21 protein-coding genes are annotated in these 18,040 nt (G+C 70.0%); 7 read left to right on the forward strand and 14 right to left on the reverse strand.

All coding sequences use genetic code 11. The annotated features are described in order from the left end of the window. Window positions 1–307: 307 nt before the first annotated feature. The 3 genes from ADBZ9K_RS20950 to ADBZ9K_RS20960 all read right to left on the reverse strand — a co-directional run bounded on the left by ADBZ9K_RS20950 (window position 308) and on the right by ADBZ9K_RS20960 (window position 3,459). Window positions 308–907 (reverse strand): hypothetical protein, encoded by a 600-nt coding sequence (locus ADBZ9K_RS20950; protein WP_526623822.1) that lies wholly within the window; start codon window positions 905–907, stop codon window positions 308–310. A 63-nt stretch (window positions 908–970) separates the two neighbouring features. Beyond that, the gene (locus ADBZ9K_RS20955; RefSeq protein ID WP_526623824.1) at window positions 971–1,792 is read right to left on the reverse strand and encodes a TspO-related membrane protein; all 822 of its coding nucleotides are present in this window, start codon (window positions 1,790–1,792) and stop codon (window positions 971–973) included. Beyond that, on the reverse strand, window positions 1,789–3,459 hold the full coding sequence (locus ADBZ9K_RS20960; RefSeq protein ID WP_526623826.1) for an FAD-binding dehydrogenase: 1,671 nt from the start codon (window positions 3,457–3,459) through the stop codon (window positions 1,789–1,791). Before ADBZ9K_RS20960 ends, ADBZ9K_RS20955 begins: the two co-directional genes overlap by 4 nt. A gap of 136 nt (window positions 3,460–3,595) precedes the next feature. Between ADBZ9K_RS20960 and ADBZ9K_RS20965 the strand changes: the two genes are divergently transcribed. Then, window positions 3,596–4,615 carry an iron-containing redox enzyme family protein gene (locus ADBZ9K_RS20965; RefSeq protein ID WP_526623828.1) on the forward strand — a complete coding sequence of 340 codons (1,020 nt, stop codon included), beginning with the start codon at window positions 3,596–3,598 and terminating at the stop codon, window positions 4,613–4,615. Here ADBZ9K_RS20965 and ADBZ9K_RS20970 read toward each other — a convergent pair. The 5 genes from ADBZ9K_RS20970 to ADBZ9K_RS20990 form a co-directional block, all read right to left on the reverse strand. Beyond that, a complete protein-coding gene (locus ADBZ9K_RS20970) occupies window positions 4,595–4,816 on the reverse strand; it encodes a CDGSH iron-sulfur domain-containing protein (protein WP_526623830.1) in 222 nt (73 codons plus the stop codon). The genes ADBZ9K_RS20965 and ADBZ9K_RS20970 overlap by 21 nt on opposite strands. Further along, window positions 4,813–5,508, reverse strand: coding sequence for a HemK2/MTQ2 family protein methyltransferase (locus ADBZ9K_RS20975; RefSeq protein WP_526624290.1), 696 nt, complete (start codon window positions 5,506–5,508; stop codon window positions 4,813–4,815). Before ADBZ9K_RS20975 ends, ADBZ9K_RS20970 begins: the two co-directional genes overlap by 4 nt. A gap of 136 nt (window positions 5,509–5,644) precedes the next feature. Next, window positions 5,645–5,809: a hypothetical protein gene (locus tag ADBZ9K_RS20980; RefSeq protein WP_526623832.1), complete on the reverse strand. Its 165-nt coding sequence runs from the start codon at window positions 5,807–5,809 to the stop codon at window positions 5,645–5,647. Between the two features lie 104 nt (window positions 5,810–5,913). After that, a complete protein-coding gene (locus ADBZ9K_RS20985) occupies window positions 5,914–6,900 on the reverse strand; it encodes an LLM class F420-dependent oxidoreductase (RefSeq protein WP_526623834.1) in 987 nt (328 codons plus the stop codon). Window positions 6,901–6,939: 39 nt separating this feature from the next. After that, window positions 6,940–7,404, reverse strand: coding sequence for a GatB/YqeY domain-containing protein (locus ADBZ9K_RS20990; RefSeq protein WP_526623835.1), 465 nt, complete (start codon window positions 7,402–7,404; stop codon window positions 6,940–6,942). Window positions 7,405–7,503: 99 nt separating this feature from the next. Between ADBZ9K_RS20990 and ADBZ9K_RS20995 the strand changes: the two genes are divergently transcribed. From ADBZ9K_RS20995 to ADBZ9K_RS21015, 5 genes are read left to right on the forward strand one after another with little or no spacing between them, the layout of a single operon-like run. Then, entirely contained in the window at window positions 7,504–8,748 is a 1,245-nt protein-coding gene (locus ADBZ9K_RS20995; protein WP_526623837.1) for a DUF7847 domain-containing protein, read from the forward strand. 12 nt (window positions 8,749–8,760) lie between these two features. Then, entirely contained in the window at window positions 8,761–9,414 is a 654-nt protein-coding gene (locus tag ADBZ9K_RS21000; RefSeq protein WP_526623839.1) for a DUF4129 domain-containing protein, read from the forward strand. Then, window positions 9,411–10,532 carry a DUF4350 domain-containing protein gene (locus ADBZ9K_RS21005; protein ID WP_526623841.1) on the forward strand — a complete coding sequence of 374 codons (1,122 nt, stop codon included), beginning with the start codon at window positions 9,411–9,413 and terminating at the stop codon, window positions 10,530–10,532. The genes ADBZ9K_RS21000 and ADBZ9K_RS21005 overlap by 4 nt, the downstream gene beginning before the upstream one ends. Further along, a complete protein-coding gene (locus ADBZ9K_RS21010) occupies window positions 10,529–11,512 on the forward strand; it encodes an AAA family ATPase (RefSeq protein ID WP_526623842.1) in 984 nt (327 codons plus the stop codon). The genes ADBZ9K_RS21005 and ADBZ9K_RS21010 overlap by 4 nt, the downstream gene beginning before the upstream one ends. Further along, window positions 11,512–12,837, forward strand: coding sequence for a DUF58 domain-containing protein (locus tag ADBZ9K_RS21015; protein ID WP_526623844.1), 1,326 nt, complete (start codon window positions 11,512–11,514; stop codon window positions 12,835–12,837). Before ADBZ9K_RS21010 ends, ADBZ9K_RS21015 begins: the two co-directional genes overlap by 1 nt. A 79-nt stretch (window positions 12,838–12,916) precedes the next feature. Here the strand turns inward: ADBZ9K_RS21015 and ADBZ9K_RS21020 are convergent, their stop codons facing one another. After that, window positions 12,917–13,909 carry a stage II sporulation protein M gene (locus ADBZ9K_RS21020; RefSeq protein WP_526623846.1) on the reverse strand — a complete coding sequence of 331 codons (993 nt, stop codon included), beginning with the start codon at window positions 13,907–13,909 and terminating at the stop codon, window positions 12,917–12,919. A gap of 40 nt (window positions 13,910–13,949) precedes the next feature. Between ADBZ9K_RS21020 and ADBZ9K_RS21025 the strand changes: the two genes are divergently transcribed. Further along, entirely contained in the window at window positions 13,950–14,813 is an 864-nt protein-coding gene (locus ADBZ9K_RS21025) for an RDD family protein (RefSeq protein ID WP_526623848.1), read from the forward strand. Between the two features lies 1 nt (window position 14,814). On the opposite strand, the gene ADBZ9K_RS21030 is transcribed toward ADBZ9K_RS21025, so the two are convergent. From ADBZ9K_RS21030 to ADBZ9K_RS21050, 5 genes are read right to left on the reverse strand one after another with little or no spacing between them, the layout of a single operon-like run. Continuing rightward, entirely contained in the window at window positions 14,815–15,156 is a 342-nt protein-coding gene (locus tag ADBZ9K_RS21030) for a hypothetical protein (protein WP_526623849.1), read from the reverse strand. A gap of 40 nt (window positions 15,157–15,196) precedes the next feature. Next, window positions 15,197–16,372, reverse strand: coding sequence for a cation:proton antiporter (locus tag ADBZ9K_RS21035; RefSeq protein ID WP_526624292.1), 1,176 nt, complete (start codon window positions 16,370–16,372; stop codon window positions 15,197–15,199). Then, a complete protein-coding gene (locus ADBZ9K_RS21040) occupies window positions 16,354–16,731 on the reverse strand; it encodes a hypothetical protein (protein WP_526623851.1) in 378 nt (125 codons plus the stop codon). The genes ADBZ9K_RS21035 and ADBZ9K_RS21040 overlap by 19 nt, the downstream gene beginning before the upstream one ends. 39 nt (window positions 16,732–16,770) lie before the next feature. Further along, window positions 16,771–17,283 (reverse strand): nuclear transport factor 2 family protein, encoded by a 513-nt coding sequence (locus ADBZ9K_RS21045; RefSeq protein WP_526623853.1) that lies wholly within the window; start codon window positions 17,281–17,283, stop codon window positions 16,771–16,773. Then, complete coding sequence (locus tag ADBZ9K_RS21050; RefSeq protein WP_526623855.1) at window positions 17,276–18,028, reverse strand: SDR family NAD(P)-dependent oxidoreductase; 753 nt, start codon at window positions 18,026–18,028, stop codon at window positions 17,276–17,278. The genes ADBZ9K_RS21045 and ADBZ9K_RS21050 overlap by 8 nt, the downstream gene beginning before the upstream one ends. Window positions 18,029–18,040 lie beyond the last annotated feature (12 nt).

The raw sequence follows: 18,040 nt of genomic DNA on the forward strand, positions 1-18,040 counted from the left end.
CGGACCTCAAAGCCATTGTCGGCCAAGAGCATCGGACCCACAATTGAGGAAGGGTTCGACTTGACCGACTCGGCTCCTCGCGGAAGCTCGACCGTAGGACCGTTCGACCGAATGCGCGCTCCCTACAAGCCTGCACCGTCGTGCTGTTGACCATCGGCCACATAGTCAGCCGTGGCCTGGCCAAGTCCGGTAGCCGCCACCGAGGCCCACTAAGTCTCTTAACAGCGAGCTGCCCCCGCCATTGCATGCGCAGCGGCGGGGGCAGTCGTGTGTCCGGATCGTTGAGCCGGTCACCAACCGGGGCTGATCAGAACAGCGACGGTGGTGGCGGCAGCGCCGGTGGTGGCGGTAGCGGCGGTGGCGGTGGCAGCGGCGGCGAACCCGGCAGGAACGGCACCGGGGGTGGCGGCGGCAACGCGGGTGGCGGCGGCAACGCGGGTGGCGGCGGCAACGAGGGTGGGCCGATAGCGGGCGGGGGCGGCAACGCCGGCAACCCGGCCGGTGCGGCGAAGGCGGGCAGCCCGGCCGCTGCCGGAGCGGCGGCCGACACGCCCCCGAACGGATTGAAACCGTTCTGGAACGCCGAGAAGACCAGAGCCGAGGCCGCACTGCCGGCCACGGCGGTCGCGCCGCCGATCGCACCGTTGGCGACCGGTACCGCGACCGCGGTCGCGATATTGGCCTGCGCCTGCTGGGTGACCGTGTCACGGGTCTCGTCCACCGAACGGCCGATGGTGTCGTTATAGCTGCGGGTCAAGCTGTCGAGGAACGTCTGCAGTTCCGTACCCGACGCGGAATCGGCAGTGTTGTCGGGCGCGGCTAGTGCCGTGCCTCCTGTGGCAAACAGCGCCCCGAGGCACAGCGACGTTGACGCCAGCGCACGGACCGTAGTATTCCGAAGGCTCATCCAGCCCCCTTCCTGATTCGGCCATACTATCTGTTCAGGCCACAGAGCGGCAGATACCGTTATCTACGCTAACGGAGCCGCCTTCTTCAACCGCCGCATGACGAGCAATTCGGCGGCCAGGAAAATCACCAGCGAACCGATCACCGCCACCATGACTCCGGGATAGCGCCCGGCCAGGCCCGCGCCGGAGGTCTGCCGGACGAGGATGGCGATATAGGCCCACAGCAGAACCAGGCCGTAGGCGACGTCGCGATTGCGCATCATCGTGGCGGCCCCGAGGACCGCAGCGCCGACGATGACGCCCGCCGCCCACACCGGGGCGGCCCCACCGAAGCCGTCCCACCCCAGGCTGACCAGTAGCACGGTGATGTTGGCGACCGTGGCCACCGTCGTCCAGCCGAAGTAGACGCTGAAGGGTAAGGCGATCAACCACTTTCCGCGGACGGACAGCGGTCGGCCGCGCAGCGTGCCGGCGATCAGGATCAGGCAGACCAGAATCACCACGATCAGCACCGCCGACAGCGCGATGGCGTCGTAGTGCCAGGCGAACACCCATGCGGTGTTGGCCAGCGAGGAGATCGAGAACAGCAGCCCAACCCGGTTCAGCAGTGCACTGTCGTGGTCGCCGACCTGCCGGTCGCGGATCCACCCCAGCTGGTAGACCACGTGCAGGCCGAGGAGCAGGTAGATCACCAGCCAGATGGAGAAGGCGTATCCGGCGGGGGTGAACAGGCTCGGGTAGGCGTCCGAGACGTCCCCGGTCCGTCTGCCGTTGAGCGGGAGAGCGTTGGCGAGGTAGTTCGTCGCGACCATGGCCAGGTAGGTCACCACCACCAGCCCGCGGACCGGGCCGCGCCCGACGTCGCGACGCCCGGTCGTCGTCACAATGCCGCGGCCGCGGCTCGGCCAGCCGCGCGCCCGGAGAACAGGCAGCCGCCCAGGAAGGTCCCCTCCAGCGCGTTGTAGCCGTGCACGCCTCCCCCACCGAAGCCGGCAACCTCGCCGGCGGCGTAGAGGCCGTCGACGGGCGTGCCGTCCTGGCCCAGCGCCCGCGAGAAGAGGTCGGTCTGGATGCCGCCCAGCGTCTTGCGGGTCAGGATGTGCAGCTTCACCCCGATCAGCGGGCCGGCGGCGGGGTCGAGGATCCGGTGCGGTGCGGCGGTGCGGCCGATCCGATCTCCGATATAGCGACGGGAGTTACGGATCCCTTGCACCTGAGCGTCTTTGGCGTACGGGTTGGCCATCTGCAGATCGCGGGCCTCGATCTGGGCCCTGATGTGTTCGACGTCTAGCAGGGGTTCATCGGTCAGGGCGTTCATCTTCGCCACCAGTTCGTCGAGGCCGTCGGCGACCACGAAGTCGGCGCCGTGCCGCTTGAACGCCTCCACCGGCGCCGGGGCCCCCTTGCTCAGCAGCCGCTCCTTGAGGAACGAAGCCCGGTCCTTGCCGGTGATGTCGGGGTTCTGCTCCGAGCCCGACAGCGCGAACTCCCGCTCGATGATCTTCTGGGTGAGGATGAACCAGCTGTGGTCATAGCCGGCGATCTCCGGAGTGGTCCGCAGGTATCGCAGCGTCCCCAACGTGTCGTAGCCGGGCAGGTAGGGCTGCGGTAGCCGCCGGCCCAGGGCGTCGAACCACATCGACGACGGCCCCGGCAGGATGCGGATGGCGTGCTCGGGCCAGATCGGATCCCAGTTCTGCACCCCCTCGGTGTAATGCCACATGCGGTCCCGGTTGACCAGCCGCACCCCGGAATCCGCGGCGATATCGAGCATCCGGCCGTCGACGTAGGCGGGCACGCCGGTGATCATGGACGTCGGGGCGCTGCCCATCCGGGGCGGCCAGTACCGCCGGACGATGTCGTGATTGCCGCCAATCCCTCCGGTGGTGAGGACGACGGCCTGGGCGTGGAATTCGAACTCCCCCACCGCATGCCGGTTCGACGGCATACCGCGCAACGCGTCGTCGGGGGCCAGCACGGTACCGCGCACCCCGGTCGCCGCCCCGTCGGCGATGACCAGTTCGTCGACCCGGTGCCGGTGCAGGAAGGTCAGCAGCCCGCGGTCGGCGGCGGCCAGCGCCGAGTTCACGAACGGCTCCACCACCCCGGTGCCGGTGCCCCAGGCGACGTGGAAGCGCGGCACCGAGTTGCCGTGCCCGTCGGCGCGCAGGTCGCCGCGCTCGGCCCAGCCGACCGTCGGCAGGAACGTGATGCCGTGACCGAGCAGCCAGGAGCGTTTCTCCCCCGCGGCGAACTCAACGTAGGCGCGGGCCCATTTGACCGCCCAGGAGTCCTCGTCGTCGAGCCGGTCGAACTGGGCGCTGCCGCGCCAGTCGCTCCAGGCCAGTTCGAAGGAGTCCTTGACGCCGAGGCGACGCTGTTCGGGGCTGTCGACGACGAAAAGCCCGCCGAACGACCAGAAGGCCTGCCCGCCGAGGTTGGCGGCATTCTCCTGGTCGAGTAGCGCGACCTTCTTACCGCGACTGGTCAGCTCGTGAGCGGCGACGAGACCGGCCAGGCCGGCCCCCACGACGATGACGTCTGCATCCATTGGTCAGCCCTTCGTGTCGGGACAGGCTCACGGTACAACTCGGGCGACTCAGCCGGACGGGTCAGGCCGAACGCGCGCGTGAGTCTGATGTGACACAAGGGGTTTAGCTGGTCACCGGTGCGGGAAGAGACCATAGGTGACGCTTGCCCCCATCGTCCTCGAACCCCGCCTGCCCCAGGCGCGGGGTCCGCTGTCCCTCGCGGTCCTGTCGCTGCTGACCGAGCGCGCGCCGCGGAACTACCTGCACCGGGTCGAGGCGTCGGTGCGTGATTCCGACCCGTACGGCATCGACGTCCAGCTTGCGCTCTACGTCTGCTACGAACTGCACTACCGCGGGTTCGCCGGGGTGGACCCCGGCTGGGAGTGGAATCCGGGCCTGCTGCATCTTCGCGCCCAGCTCGAGGAGTCGTTCCTGGACGCCGTGCACCGCGACGTCGGTGACGTCAGCGCCGAGGACACCGCCGCTGTCGAGATGGAGCGGTTGTCGGTCGAGCCCGTCGACGGCACCGGCCCGTCCTACTACCTGCGCAGCAAGGGCACCTGGGAGCAGATGCAGGAGTATTTCGTCCACCGCTCGCTCTACCACCTCAAAGAGGGCGATCCGCACGCCTGGGCCATCCCCCGACTGACCGGTCAGGCCAAGGCCGCCTTCGTCGCGGTCGAGTTCGACGAGTTCGGCGGTGGACGCGGCGATCGGGTGCACCAGCAGTTGTTCGCCGACCTCATGGTCGCGGCCGGCCTCGACGCGACCTACCTGGGCTACATCGACGCCGTGCCCGCCGAATCGCTGGCGGTGGTGAACCTGATGTCGTTCTTCGGTCTGCACCGGGAGTACCGCGGCGCGGCGATCGGCCACTTCGCCTCCACCGAGATCACCTCCTCGCCCGGGTCGCGCCGGCTGGTGGACGCGTTGGAGCGCCTGGGTGCCCCGGAGGCGTGCACGCAGTTCTACCGCGAACACGTCGAGGCCGACGCCGTCCACGAACAGGTGGTGCGCACCGACGTGGTTGGCGACCTGGTCAACCGGGAGCCGGCCCTTGACCCCGACGTGGTCTTCGGGATCCGGGCGCATGCCCTGGTCGAGGACCGGCTGGCCGATCGCCTCATGGAGTGCTGGCTAAGCGGGCAGAGTTCGCTACGACGGCCGTTGAGCTGACGGCTCGTCGTCGCGTCGGCGGCGCCGGTGACTGGTGTCGCACAGCGGATAGGTCTTGCTGCGCCGGCACATGCAGATGGCGACCATGAACCGGTCGGATTCGACGACGGCTCCATCGGATAGTTCGATGCGGACCGGGCCCTCGATCATCACCGGCCCGCCGGGCACGATCCGGACCAGCCGAGCCGCCTCGTCGCTCACCGCTTTTCCGCGCGGATGACGACAAGTTCCTCTTGCCGGCGGCCGACGGGCAGCATGCCGATGCTCTCCATCCACCTGGCGCGGGCGGTGAGCACGGGCCCGAAGGGAATGAGCTGTCGCAGAACAACTTCAGCACGCAGACCACCGCTGCGGAGCCGGCGCAGCGACTGATCGGTTCCGGAGAACTCCGATTGCACGATCAGCAGCGAGCCGCCCACGACGAGCAGCCCGGGTGCCGAGTCGCACAGCGGGTCGAGGATCAGTCGTCCGTCGACACCGGCGTTCCAGGCCGACGCCGGCCCCACATGGGCTGGAATGTCCTCCAGATGAGCGTCCGGCGGTGTCGGTACATAGGGCGGATTCGACACCACCACGTCGTAGGGCCCGGACGCCAGGGCCGCCGTCCAGCTCCCCACCCGGGCGTCGACGCGAACGTCGGCCTGCGCGGCGTTGCCCCTGGTGCAGCGGATGGCATGGGGCGAGATATCGAAGGCAGTGACATCACGGGCACCGAGCTGGGCCGCGGTGATTGCCAACACACCGCTTCCGGTGCACAGATCCAGCACCCGCCGCCCGTTCACAGTTGCGGTGAACCGCAGCGCCTCGATCAGCAGCTGCGAATCATGTTGCGGTGCATACACGCTTGCCGCCGGTCCGACCGAGTCGCGCAGGTCGGGATAAAGGATGGTCAACATTGCCCTTTCGACAACTAGCCATGCCGTGGAGGTACGGCATGGCCAAATACATGCCCGATTACGGTGTCGCTAAAACCCGCTGAAGGGGTTGCCCGGGTCACCGACCGCGAAGGGCGGCGATGCTGAGTAGCCCTCAGTCCGGTGGCTCGAGGTCCGGGACGTCGGCCACATCCGGTGCAATATCGCGGATCTCGTCGCTGCCCTCGGCGGCGGACCGATGGCGATCCACCCGCCGCTCCTCCTGGTGGTCATCGGTGTAGTCGGCGTGGTCTTCCTCGTCTGAGGTCGGCTCGGTCATATGCGACGGGATTGCCCGTCCACCTCCGTTTCAACCCGGACGTGCCGGGTATCACCGCGGGACGACCATGGCAGGAATGCCGGCGGATGCCCCGCCTTGTCGGGTCAGCCGGCCGCGTCACGCAGCTTGGCCAACAGCGGCTCGGCCGCTTTCGCCAAGAACTCGTCCTGTCCTTCGTCACCGATTTGGACCAGGGCGATGTCGGTGAATCCCGCCTTCCAGTAGGCGCTCACCGCTTCGACGATCGCGTCCAGATCGGGGCCGCACGGAATGCTCTGTGCGACATCGTCGGGCCTGACGAACTGGGTGGCGCCGGCGAAACCTGCCGGCGTGGGTAGGTCGGCGTTGACGTCCCAGCCGCCGCCGAACCAGCGGAACTGGTCGTGGGCGCGTTCGATCGCGGCGTCCCTGTCCGGGTCCCAGCACACCGGGATCTGCCCGATCACCCGTCCGCCGCCGGGCAGGCCGGTGGCTTGGCGAGCGGAGCGCCAACCGTCGACCAGCGCGCCGTCGGGTTCGACCGCGATGAGGTGGTCGGCTGTGGTGGCGAAGGCGTCCAGGGAGCGTCCGCCGGACATGGCCACGCCGATGGTCACCGGCTCGTCGGGAACGTCCCAGATCCGCGCGGAGTCGACTTCGAAATATTCGCCCCGGTGGTCGAGGAGGTCGCCGCTGAGCAGTCGGCGGATGATGACGATCGCCTCGTGGAGCATGTCCTGGCGGCGCTGGACGGTGGGCCAGCCGCGGCCGACGACATGCTCGTTGAGGTTCTCGCCGCTGCCCAAGCCGAGGGTGAAGCGCCCGTCGGCCAGGACCTGCAACGTCGCGGCCTGCTGGGCGACGACGGCGGGGTGATAGCGCATCGTCGGGCAGGTGACATAGGTGTAGAGGCCCACCCGCTCGGTGGCATGCGCCACCGCGCCCAGCAGAGTCCACGCGTTGGGTGCGTGGCCCTGCGACGTCAGCCAGGGCGAGAAGTGGTCGCTGGACACCTCGAAGTCGAAGCCGGCATGCTCAGCCGAAACAGCGTAGCGCACAAGGTCTTTGGGCCCACTCTGCTCGGTCATCAGGGTGTATCCGAAGCGCGTCATGCCGCACGGGTACCCGCGCCTCGGTGAGCCAAACGGCGGCTAGAGCCGGGCTTTGACCGCCGCCGACAGTCGCGCCCCGTCGGCCTTGCCCGCCGCGATCGCATTGGCGGCTTTCATGACCAAACCCATCTGCTTGGCCGACGGCCGCTCCCCGATCTCCTCGGCCACCTGGGCGATCGCGGTGTCGGCCACGTCGGCCACCTCCGCGTCGGTCAGCGGGGTGGGCAGGTACTCGTCGATGATCCGCGCTTCGGCGTGTTCCTCGGCGGCCAGTTCACCGCGCCCGTTCTGGGTGTAGATCTCGGCGGACTCGCTGCGTTTCTTGGCTTCCCTGGCCAGCACCTTGAGCACGTCCTCGTCGGAGAGATCCCGGGCCTGCTTGCCCGACACCTCCTCGGTCTGGATCGCCGCGAGCAGCAGGCGCAACGTCGCCGTACGCAGTTTGTCCTGGGTCTTCATCGCTTCGGTGAGGTCCGATCTCAACCGGTCCTTGAGCTCCGCCATGGGGCAAACGCTACGCGCCCGAGATCGCGGGGACGTTGAGAAATACCCGGCCGCTCGACAGGATGGGCTCATGAGCAACGACGTCGGGGGCGTTGTCCGGTGAGCGCACCTCCCGCCGGACCACCGGGACCGCCGCCAGGATGGCCTGGTCAACCGCCCTACCCACCGGCCCCGTACCCGCCTTCCGGGCCACCGCCGGGCTATCCGCCGGCCGGGTATCCCCCGCCGGGGTACGGCCCACCCGGCTATCCGCCGCCGGGCTATCCGCCGCCGGGGTACGGCCCGCCGGGGTACGGCCCACCCGGCTATCCGCCACCGGGCTACGGGCCGCCGGGCTACCCGCCGCCGGGGTACGGCGTGCCGATGCCTCTGGCGGCCAAACCAGGGGTCATCCCGCTGCGGCCGCTCTCGCTCAGCGACATTTTCAATGGCGCGGTCGGCTATATCCGGGCCAACCCGAAGGCGACGCTGGGGCTGACCACGGTCGTCGTCGTGATCACCCAGGTGCTGGCCCTCATCCTGCAGGTGGGCCCGCTGGCGGCCACCGGCAAGCTCGGGGTGCTGCGCGGGTCCGAGGATTACTCGACCGCGGCGCTGCTCGGTTCGTCGCTGTCCAGCCTGGCCGGCTCGGTGGCCACCGCGCTGGCCGGGATCCTGCTGTCGGGCATGCTGACCGTGGTGGTCGGCCGGGCGGTGTTCGGCAGCACCATCACCATCGGCGAAGCCTGGCAGCGGGTTCGCGGCCGGCTGTTGGCCCTGATCGGGTTCAGCGCCCTGGAGGTCCTGGCGGTGCTGCTGCTCATCGGCGTGGTCGTGGGAATCATCGTCGGTGTCGCGGCGGGCGCCAACGGCACCGCCGCCGTGATCGTCGGCATTCCGCTGGTGCTCGCGCTGATCGCAGCGCTGGCGTATCTGTTCACCGCCTTGATGTTCGCCCCGGTGGCCATCGTCCTGGAACGCAAGCCACTCACGGAATCGATCAGGCGTTCATTCGCCTTGGTACGCAACCACTTCTGGCGGGTGCTGGGCATCCGGTTGCTTGCGTCGTTGGTAGCCGGGGTGGTGGCCGGAGCGGTCGCCGTACCGTTCGGCATCGCGGCCCAGGTCCTGCTGATGGACTCCCCGTCCTCCGGTCCGATCATCCTCGGGACCGCGTTGGCGGCGGTCGGCGGCGCGATCGGACAGATCGTCACCGCGCCGTTCACCGCTGGTGTGGTCGTGCTGCTCTACACCGATATCCGGATGCGTGCCGAGGCCTTCGACCTGGTGTTGCAGACCGGTGCCGCCGGCGGTCCGGCCGCCACGGTGGCTGCCGACAGTCTGTGGCTCACCGCGCCGCGGTGACGCCGGATCAGCATGCCCACCATCGACATCGACCGTGAGGCCGCCCACGAGGCTGCCCAGCGCGAGCTGGCCAAGCCGATCTATCCCAAAGAGTCGCTGACAGAACGACTCAGCGAGTGGCTCGATGAGCTGCTCTACCGCGTGATGCTGAAGGGATCGTCGATCCCCGGCGGCTGGCTCACCATCGCCGTGCTGGCCATCCTGGTGCTGGTGGCCTTCGTCGTGGCGGTACGGATCGCCAGACGCACGATGCGGACCAACCGCGGCGGCGGGGCCGGGCTGTTCGGTACCCATGAGCTCAGCGCCGCGGAGCATCGCGCCACCGCGGAAAGCTATGCCGCTGCCGCCAACTGGGCCGCGGCGATCCGGCACCGCCTTCGGGCGCTGGCCCGCCACCTGGAGGAGACCGGGTCACTCAACCCGGTCCCCGGCCGCACCGCCGGTGAACTGGCGCGCGACGCCGGCGAGCTGTTCCCGGGACTGGATGCACCGTTGCGGCGGGCCGCGGCGGTGTTCAACGACGTCACCTATGGGGAGCAGCCCGGCACCGAGCCGAACTACCGCATGGTCGCCGACCTCGACGACGCCCTGCGCCGCCATACCGCACCGACCGCCGGCGAGGACGCCGCTGCCGCCGTCCCCGACACCTGGGTCCCGTTGCGGTGAGCGCCACCATCGCGGGGCGCTGGCGCACCGGACGCTGGATTGCCCTGGGCCTGATCGTGATCTCGGTGCTGGCGGCCGTGAGCGCCGTCCTGACCGCCCCGCGTCCGGGCGGACGGATGGATCCGAACTCCACCGGATCCGACGGTGCCCACGCCCTCGTCGCGGTGCTGCGGGACCGGGGGGTGGACGTCGTCATTGCAGACAACGTCGCCGACGTGGAGCGCGCCGCCCGACCGGACAGCCTGTTGTTGGCGGCCGAGACCTACCGGACCCGCGGCGAGGACCTGCTCAGCCGCCTGGAGCGCGTGCCAGGCGACCGCCTTCTGCTCGAGCCAACGGCCCGGGTGCGCGAGGCGCTTGCCCCCGGTATCCGCGTCGAGGGCGCCGGCCTGCTGGCCGCAGACCCCGAATGCGATCTGCGCGAGGCTGATCGCGCCGGCACCGTGCAGCTGGGCCCGAGCGACACCTACCAGAAGGTGGGCGACGTCGCGCTGACCCGGTGTTACGGCGGTTCGCTGGTGCGTTATTCGGCAGCCGGCCGCACCGTGACCGTGGTCGGCAGCTCCGACTTCATGACCAATGGCGGCCTGCTCAAACAGGGCAACGCCGCGCTGGCGATGAATCTGGCCGGCGACCGGCCCCGCCTGGTCTGGTATGCGCCGCAGCAAGCCGAAGGAGACGGATCGGCCGGCGCGACGATCACCGACCTGATCCCCGACGCGGTCAGCTGGATCGTCCTGCAGCTGTTCCTGGTAGTCGTTCTGCTGGCGGTGTGGCGGGGCCGCCGGCTGGGTCCGCTGGTGGCCGAGAGGCTGCCCGTGGTGGTGCGGGCCTCCGAGACCGTCGAGGGTCGGGCCCGGCTCTACCGGTCCCGCCGGGCCCGGGGTCAAGCCGCCGGGGCGCTGCGCACCGCCGCCCTGCACCGCCTGGCGCCACGGCTCGGCTTGGGCGCCAACGCTTCCCCCGAAGCGGTGGTGTCGGCCGTCGCCCAGCGTTATTCCGGCGACCACTACACGGTGCACCACGCGCTGTTCGGCCCGCCGCCGTCCACTGATTCCGATCTGCTCCACCTGGCCAACGCACTCGACGACATCGAAAGGCAGGTCACGAAGTCGTGACACATTTTGCCCCACCACCGGCCGCCGCCGCTGAACACGACCAGGCCCGCAGCGCACTGCTGGCGGTGCGCAGCGAGATCGCCAAGGCCGTCGTCGGTCAGGACGCGGTGGTCAGTGGACTGGTCATCGCACTACTGTGCCGCGGACACGTGCTGCTGGAAGGTGTTCCTGGCGTCGCCAAGACGTTGCTGGTCCGGGCGATGGCCGCCGCGCTGTCGCTGGACTTCAAGCGGGTGCAGTTCACCCCGGACCTGATGCCGGGCGACGTCACCGGATCGCTGGTCTACGACGCGCGCACCGCGGCCTTCGTGTTCCGGGAAGGTCCGGTGTTCACCAACCTGATGCTGGCCGACGAAATCAACCGCACCCCACCGAAGACGCAGGCCGCGCTGCTAGAGGCCATGGAGGAGCGCCAGGTCAGCGTCGACGGCGAACCGCGGCCGCTGCCCGACCCGTTCATCGTCGCGGCCACCCAGAACCCGATCGAGTACGAGGGCACCTACCAGCTACCCGAGGCACAACTGGACCGGTTCCTGTTGAAACTGAACGTGCCGCTGCCGCCGCGGGATCAGGAGATTGCGATCCTGACCCGGCACGCCCAGGGTTTCGACCCGCGCGATCTGAGTTCGATCCGCCCGGTGGCCGGTGCGGCCGAACTCGCCGCGGGCCGCCGCGCCGTCAAGCAGGTGCTGATCGCCGACGAGGTGCTCGGCTACATCGTCGACATCGCCGGTGCGACAAGGAATTCCCCGTCGCTTCAGCTCGGGGTCTCGCCGCGCGGCGCCACCGCGCTGCTCGGCACGGCACGGTCCTGGGCCTGGCTGTCCGGCCGGACCTACGTCACCCCGGACGATGTGAAGGCGATGGCGCGGCCGACGCTGCGTCACCGGATCGCGCTGCGCCCGGAGGCCGAGCTCGAGGGAGCCACCCCCGACGGGGTGCTCGACGGCATCCTGGCCGCGGTGCCGGTGCCGCGCTAGTGGTCCTCACCGGCCGCATCGGGCTGATCGCCCTGCTGGGCGTGCTGCCGATCGCGCTGTCCCCTTGGCCAGCAACGGCTTTCGGGGTAGTGCTGCTGGCGCTGATGGCGGTGGCGACACTCGACGTGGCGCTGGCCGGCAGCCCGGGCGCCCTGACGCTGACGCGCGACGACGGTGCGGCCACCGCCCGGCTGGGCCAACCCGCAGATGCCGTGCTGCGCATCCACAACGGGGGCTCGCGCCGATTGCGCGGCATGCTGCGCGATGCCTGGCCGCCGAGCGCGCGCGCCGAACCCCGCGCCCACCCCGTGGGTGTAGGAGCCGGTGAAACCATCACCGTCACAACCCGACTGCGGCCACTGCGCCGCGGCGACCAGCGTTCGGAGATCATCACGGTGCGCTCGATCGGGCCGCTCGGCCTGGCCGGTCGGCAGCGGTCGCATGCGGTCCCCGGGCAGGTGCGCATCCTGCCGCCCTTCCTGTCGCGCAAGCACCTGCCGTCGCGGCTGGCCCGGCTGCGCGAGATCGACGGGCTGCTACCGGTGCTCATCCGCGGCCAGGGCACCGAGTTCGACTCGCTGCGCGAGTATGTGGTCGGTGACGACGTCCGGTCGATCGATTGGCGGGCCACCGCCCGCCGCGCCGATGTCGTGGTGCGCACCTGGCGCCCGGAGCGGGACCGGCGGGTGGTGATCGTGCTGGACACCGGCCGCACCTCGGCGGGGCGGGTCGGGGTGGATCCCACCGCGGCCGACCCGGGCGGCTGGCCACGGCTGGACTGGTCGATGGATGCGGCGCTGCTGCTGGCCGCGTTGGCGTCACGCGCCGGTGACCACGTCGACTTCCTCGCCCACGACAGGGCGACCCGCGCAGCGGTGTTCGGGGCGTCGCGCACCGAGCTGCTGGCCCATCTGGTGGAGGCGATGGCGCCGCTGGAGCCGGCGCTGATCGAATCCGATGCCACCGCGATGGTGGCCGCCGTGCAGCGGCGGGTGCGCCGCCAGGCCCTGGTCGTGCTGCTGACCGACCTGAACTCCTCGGCCGTCGACGAGGGGCTGCTGCCGGTGCTACCCCGGCTATCGGCCAAGCATCGGGTGATCGTGGCGGCCGTCGCCGATCCACGTATCGATGAACTCGCCGCGGGGCGTGCCGACGCCGCGCAGGTCTACGACGCCGCGGCCGCCGAGCGGGCCCGCAATGAGCGCCGCAGCATCGCCGCCCGGCTGCGGCGCAGCGGTGTCGAGGTGGTCGACGCGGCGCCCGAGGACCTGGCGCCGGCGCTGGCCGACCGCTATCTGGGGATGAAAGCCACCGGCCGGCTGTAGATTTCTCTTCGCGAGCAGACGCAGAATCGCATCAAATCGGTCCGGAACGTGCGATTCTGCGTCTGCTCGCGAATAGAGGTCAGCCGGTGGGCACGACGTCGGGCGCGTCCTGCACGTCGCCGGTCTCACCGGCACGGCTCGCCTTGCGCCCGAAATGGACGATGTAGGCCAGGAACGCCGCCTCGGCGGCCACCCCGATGCCGATGCGGACGAAGGTCGGCAGCGGCGACGGTGTCACCAGCGCCTCGATCAGACCCGACACCAGCAGGACCCCGGCCAGGCCGACCGCCGCCGCGACCACCGCGCGGCCCTGCTCGGCCAGCACCTGACCGCGCGGCCGGTCGCCCGGCGAGATCACCGTCCAGCCCAGCCGCATCCCGACCGCCCCGGCCAGGAACACCGCCGTCATCTCCAGCAGGCCGTGCGGGATCAGCAGTCCGAATAGGACGTCGGCCTTGCCGGCGTCCATCATCAGCCCGCCGATGACACCCAGATTGGCCGCGTTCTGGAACAGGATCCACGGGATCGGGATGCCCAACAGGATCGAGAACGCGATGCACTGGGCGGCCACCCACGAGTTGTTGACCCAGACCCGCAACGCGAACGACCCGGCCGGGTTGTCGCTGTAGTAGGAGGCGAAGTCGTGATTGACCAGATGCTCGATCTCGTCGGGGGTGCTCAGCGCCGACTGCACCTCGTGGCTGCCGGCCACCCAGACACCGATCAGCACGGCCACCGCGAAGAACACCACCGCCGTGGCCAGCCACCATCGCCACGCACGGTAGGCCACCACCGGGAATGACACCGTCCAGAACCGGGCGAACTCGTGCCACATCGGCGCGTGCGCACCGGTGACAGCGGCGCGGGCACGGGCGACCAGGCTGGACAGCCGGCCGACGAGCACCGAGTCCGACGACGCCGAACGCACCATCGACAGGTGGGTGGACACCCGCTGGTAGAGCTCGACGAGTTCGTCCACTTCGGCGCCGGAGAGCCGGCGACGCTTCTTGACCAGCTGCTCGAGCCGGTTCCAGGTGTCCTGGTGGGCCAGGACGAAGGCGTCGACGTCCACCCGCCCGACAGTAGTCGCCGCACAGGTACCGTTGGTCCCCATGGTGCCGGTGCCCGAGACCGTGGTGACCGGGGACGCGGTCGTCCTCGACGTACAGATCGCCCAGCTCCCGGTGCGCGCTGTCGGCGCGCTGATCGACCTCTGCGTCATCGTGATCGGCTATCTGGCGGGCACGCTGCTGTGGGCCACCACCATCACCCAGTTCGACGAGGCGCTCAGCGCGGCCGTGCTGATCATCTTCACGGTGCTGGTGTTGGTGGGCTATCCGGTCGTGTTCGAGACCGCCACCCGCGGCCGGTCACTGGGCAAGATGGTGATGGGGTTGCGGGTGGTCTCCGACGACGGCGGCCCGGAACGCTTCCGGCAGGCGTTGTTTCGCGCGCTCGCCGGGTTCGTGGAGATCTGGATGTTCATGGGCGGACCCGCGGTGATCTGCAGCCTGGTCTCCCGCAAGGGAAAACGCATCGGTGACGTCTTCGCCGGCACCGTGGTGATCAGCGAACGCGGCCCCAAACTTCCACCCCCGCCGGTGATGCCGCCGGCGCTCGCGTGGTGGGCATCGTCGCTGGAGCTGTCCGCGCTGACCCCCGACCAGGCCGAGCTGGCACGCCAATTCCTCTCCCGGGCACCACAGTTGACCCCGTCCGTGCGTGACGAGATGGCCTATCGGATCGCCGCCGAGGTGGCCGCCCGGATCTCCCCTCCGCCGCCGCCCGGCGTCCCGCCGCAGTACGTCCTGGCCGCGGTGCTCGCCGAGCGGCACCGCCGCGAGCTGGCCCGGCTGCGGCCTTCGGTCGCCACCCCGCCGTACTACTCGCCGCCGCCGTCTTATCCGGCCGCGCCGCCGCCGGCGCCGGCCACATCGGCTCCCCACTCCGGCGGCGGATTCGTGCCGCCGAGCTGACTCATGAGAACGTCGCGGCCAGGACGGCGATGTCGATGGCGATCAGGGCCCAGGCGATGACCGGCACAATGAACCCGCGCCGATGCCGTGCGGTGAAGAACGACAGCACGATCGCCACCACCGCGACCACGGGCGCTCCGTAGGTGAGCAGTCCGTAGAGGAATCCGCTGGGTTTCGGACAGCCGGGTGTGCTGCAGGCGGCGGTGCTCATCACCGCGCCCATGGCAAAAAGTTGCACGGCGGCCGCACCGAGGATGGTGGACAGTGCCAGCAGCCAGTTGACCCATAGCCGAGTCCGGGATGCCCTGTCCGGGTGGGTCTCGGTGCCCTTCGATGCGGTCATGGCTGTCGGCTACCCGTACCGGGCCTTCGACACACCTGCCTCACGTGCCGGGCTGTGGCGGCTGCACCCGCCGGCGCCGCGCCGCCACCACGCTGGCGACCGAGGTCACCGCGATCGTCAACAGCGCGCCGAGCATGAGGGCGGCCGGCTCGCCGGGGGCGAGCAGATGGTTCTGGGTGCCCAGCGTGGCCGCCGCCACCGGCACCCCTAGCTGCGCGGCGGCCAACGCGCCCAGCGCCAACGGTTGTCCGGTCAGCCGGCCGGCGCAGTGGGCGAGCACCGCGCCCAGCCCCAGCCCGACGCCCAGCGCGATGTAGGCCGGGTGTGCGCCGAGTTCGCGCACCTGCAACGAGGCGCCCAGCCACACGAAGAACAGCGGGCTGAACAGCCCTTCGGTGACCCCGAACAGTTGGCGCGCCAGCCGGCGCGGTTCCCCCGCGGCCTTGACCGCCAGCCCCAGGGCGAAGCCGGCCAGCATGATCGATACGTGGGTGGCCACGGCCAGCGTGGCGAGCGCGAACAGCGCGATCAGGCTGATCCGCAGCTCCAGGGCCAGTGAGTTGTCCTCGGAGTAGTGGTGCAGCCGCCTGCGCAAGCCATGGCGGTCGAAGTTCTGCAGGACGACGAACATCACCACCGAACATGCCCCGATGACGACGACGCCGATCGCCGCGGTGAGCGCGTGTCCGGGGTCGATCACCAAGGGCAGCAGGATGATCGAGGTCGCATCGGCAATCGCGATCTGTGCGGTCACGCCCTGCACCGCCGAACCCGCCAGGCCCAGCGACTGGATGACCGGCAGGGCCAGCGCCGCCGACGAGGACGCCATCAGCACCGCGTACACCGCGGCGTGTCCGGTGTGGAAGGCCTCGGCCAGGGCTATCCCCAACCCGGTCGCCATCACCCCGACGAGCACTGCCCGCACCGCGGCGGCGGGGATCGAGGAACGCAGCGTGGCGTCGCGGATCGGGACATGGGTGCCCACCACGAACATCACCAACGCGAACCCGATGTCGGCCAGCAGGCTGAAGGTGCGGTCGCCGGGGTCGACGAGACCGAATCCGGTGCGGCCGATCAGCACTCCGACCGCGAGTTCCCCGATGACGGCGGGGATACGCAGTACCGGTACGGCCGCCAGCAGCGGCCCGGCCATGCCGACGACCGCGACGAGAGCCAGGGTGCTGAAGCCGAAACCGCTCAATGCCCGCCCGCCCACGACGCCAGCCGGCACGGGATCGGGGTGTTCTCGTCGGTCAGGTAGCTGGCGCAGACCCGGTGGTAGCCGTCGGCGATCTGCAGGGCATCCGAAGCACTGCCGCGCACCAGCAGGATCGGCGACAGTTTCTTGCCGTGGCCGATCTTGTCCAGGTCCGCCCGCACGTGCGGATTGTCGGCGGCCAGCAAGCTCAGCCGCGCCGCCCGCAGAATGTCTTTCGCCTTGCGGTACACCGGCTTCGCCGATCCGAGGGCCGCCACTGTCGCCGTGACGGCGGCCGGGTCGGCGAGCAGGCTCAGGTATTCGGCCGCGGCGTCATAGTCGTGGGCTTCCGGTTCGTCGAGCCAATTGACCGCCATGGTGTGCTGAGGGTACTCGCCCCGCAGCCGCCGGCGGGCTCAACTCGATGGGTAACGCGCTCGCAGCAGGGCGAGCGGGTCGTCGGCGTCACGGCGGCCGCGCGGGCCGGGGCGCTCCGCGGCAACGAACACGTCGGGCCGGGTCCATTCCCGCACCGCCCATCGCTCGGTGATGGCCCATCGGCCGTCGCGGCGCTCCATGAGGTCGACGTAGCGTGCGCCGCTGGTGAAGTTGAACCGGGCGTCCTGATCTGGCCGACCCCAATGCGTTGCCATGCAGTAGGTTTCGCTGATCGCGGTGTCGTCGGCGACGAAGTCCACCTGATGGTTGCCGATGAAGTGCATCGTTCCGGCGAGGTACTCGAGATTGGTGCGCAGCCAGGCCAGGAAATCCTCGACCGTCCCGTCGAAACCGGTGTGGTGATCGACGCCATCCGGGTGGTAGGCGCGCCGAACCAGGTCGAAGTCGAACCGGTCGACACCCCGGCAGTACAGCGCCACCACCTCGCGGATCGCCTGGACGTCGGCCAGCCGGTCGGGCGACTCAGACACCGTAACCCCCGTCCACATCCAGCTTCTGGCCGGTGATGAAACCGGCCCGCGGCGAGGCCAGAAAGCACACGGCCTCAGCGACATCGGCGGCGCAGCCGAACCGGCGCAGCGGTGTATTGCGCCGGGCCGCGTCCAGGGCTCGCTCATCGAGGTCACCGTCGGCGATCAGTCGCTGGGCGTTGCCGTCGACGAGCATCCCGGGGCCCACGCAGTTGGCCCGCACCCCGAATCTGCCCTCCTCGGCCGCGATGCCGCGGATCAACGCCTCCACGGCCGCCTTCGGGGCTACCGACAAACCGTCCCGAACGGCGAATCGTCTTGTCGCCGCGGTTGTTACCGCCACCACGCTGCCGCGCGAGTTGCGCAGGTGCGGCAGTACCGCGGCCAGGACGGTGAAGAAGCCGACGGTGTCGGTGGTGAGCTGCCTACCGAACTGATCCGGTTCGATGACACTGAGGTGGCGCATCGGCACGTGCGGACCGGCGGCGTAGACCACGGTGTGCACCGCCCCCGCCGCCTCGGCGACCGAGTCGACGACGCGCTGCACCGCCGCGGCGTCGCCGAGGTCGAGCCGATGGGCGGTGACGTGATCGCCAGCCAGCTCGGCGGCCTTGCTGTCGTTGCGCAGGTAGGTGAACGCCACCGGCGATCCCCGGTCGGCCAGGGTCGCAACGATCTGCGACCCGATCCCGCCGGTTCCGCCGACGACGATCGCGGTTCCGGGCAGCGTGCTGAAGTCACCCATGGCCTCACATCG

It is taken from the genome of Mycobacterium sp. (assembly GCF_965229265.1).
Taxonomy (GTDB): domain Bacteria; phylum Actinomycetota; class Actinomycetes; order Mycobacteriales; family Mycobacteriaceae; genus Mycobacterium.

What these genes read in the sequence shown, in the direction of transcription:
- ADBZ9K_RS21000 (WP_526623839.1), top strand. Translation starts at nt 8,761, where the DNA reads ATGCCCACCATCGACATCGACCGTGAGGCCGCCCACGAGGCTGCCCAG.
- ADBZ9K_RS21040 (WP_526623851.1), bottom strand. Translation starts at nt 16,731, where the DNA reads ATGGCGGTCAATTGGCTCGACGAACCGGAAGCCCACGACTATGACGCC.
- ADBZ9K_RS20985 (WP_526623834.1), bottom strand. Translation starts at nt 6,900, where the DNA reads ATGACGCGCTTCGGATACACCCTGATGACCGAGCAGAGTGGGCCCAAA.
- ADBZ9K_RS21025 (WP_526623848.1), top strand. Translation starts at nt 13,950, where the DNA reads ATGGTGCCGGTGCCCGAGACCGTGGTGACCGGGGACGCGGTCGTCCTC.
- ADBZ9K_RS20960 (WP_526623826.1), bottom strand. Translation starts at nt 3,459, where the DNA reads ATGGATGCAGACGTCATCGTCGTGGGGGCCGGCCTGGCCGGTCTCGTC.
- ADBZ9K_RS20950 (WP_526623822.1), bottom strand. Translation starts at nt 907, where the DNA reads ATGAGCCTTCGGAATACTACGGTCCGTGCGCTGGCGTCAACGTCGCTG.
- ADBZ9K_RS20990 (WP_526623835.1), bottom strand. Translation starts at nt 7,404, where the DNA reads ATGGCGGAGCTCAAGGACCGGTTGAGATCGGACCTCACCGAAGCGATG.
- ADBZ9K_RS21030 (WP_526623849.1), bottom strand. Translation starts at nt 15,156, where the DNA reads ATGACCGCATCGAAGGGCACCGAGACCCACCCGGACAGGGCATCCCGG.
- ADBZ9K_RS20980 (WP_526623832.1), bottom strand. Translation starts at nt 5,809, where the DNA reads ATGACCGAGCCGACCTCAGACGAGGAAGACCACGCCGACTACACCGAT.
- ADBZ9K_RS21050 (WP_526623855.1), bottom strand. Translation starts at nt 18,028, where the DNA reads ATGGGTGACTTCAGCACGCTGCCCGGAACCGCGATCGTCGTCGGCGGA.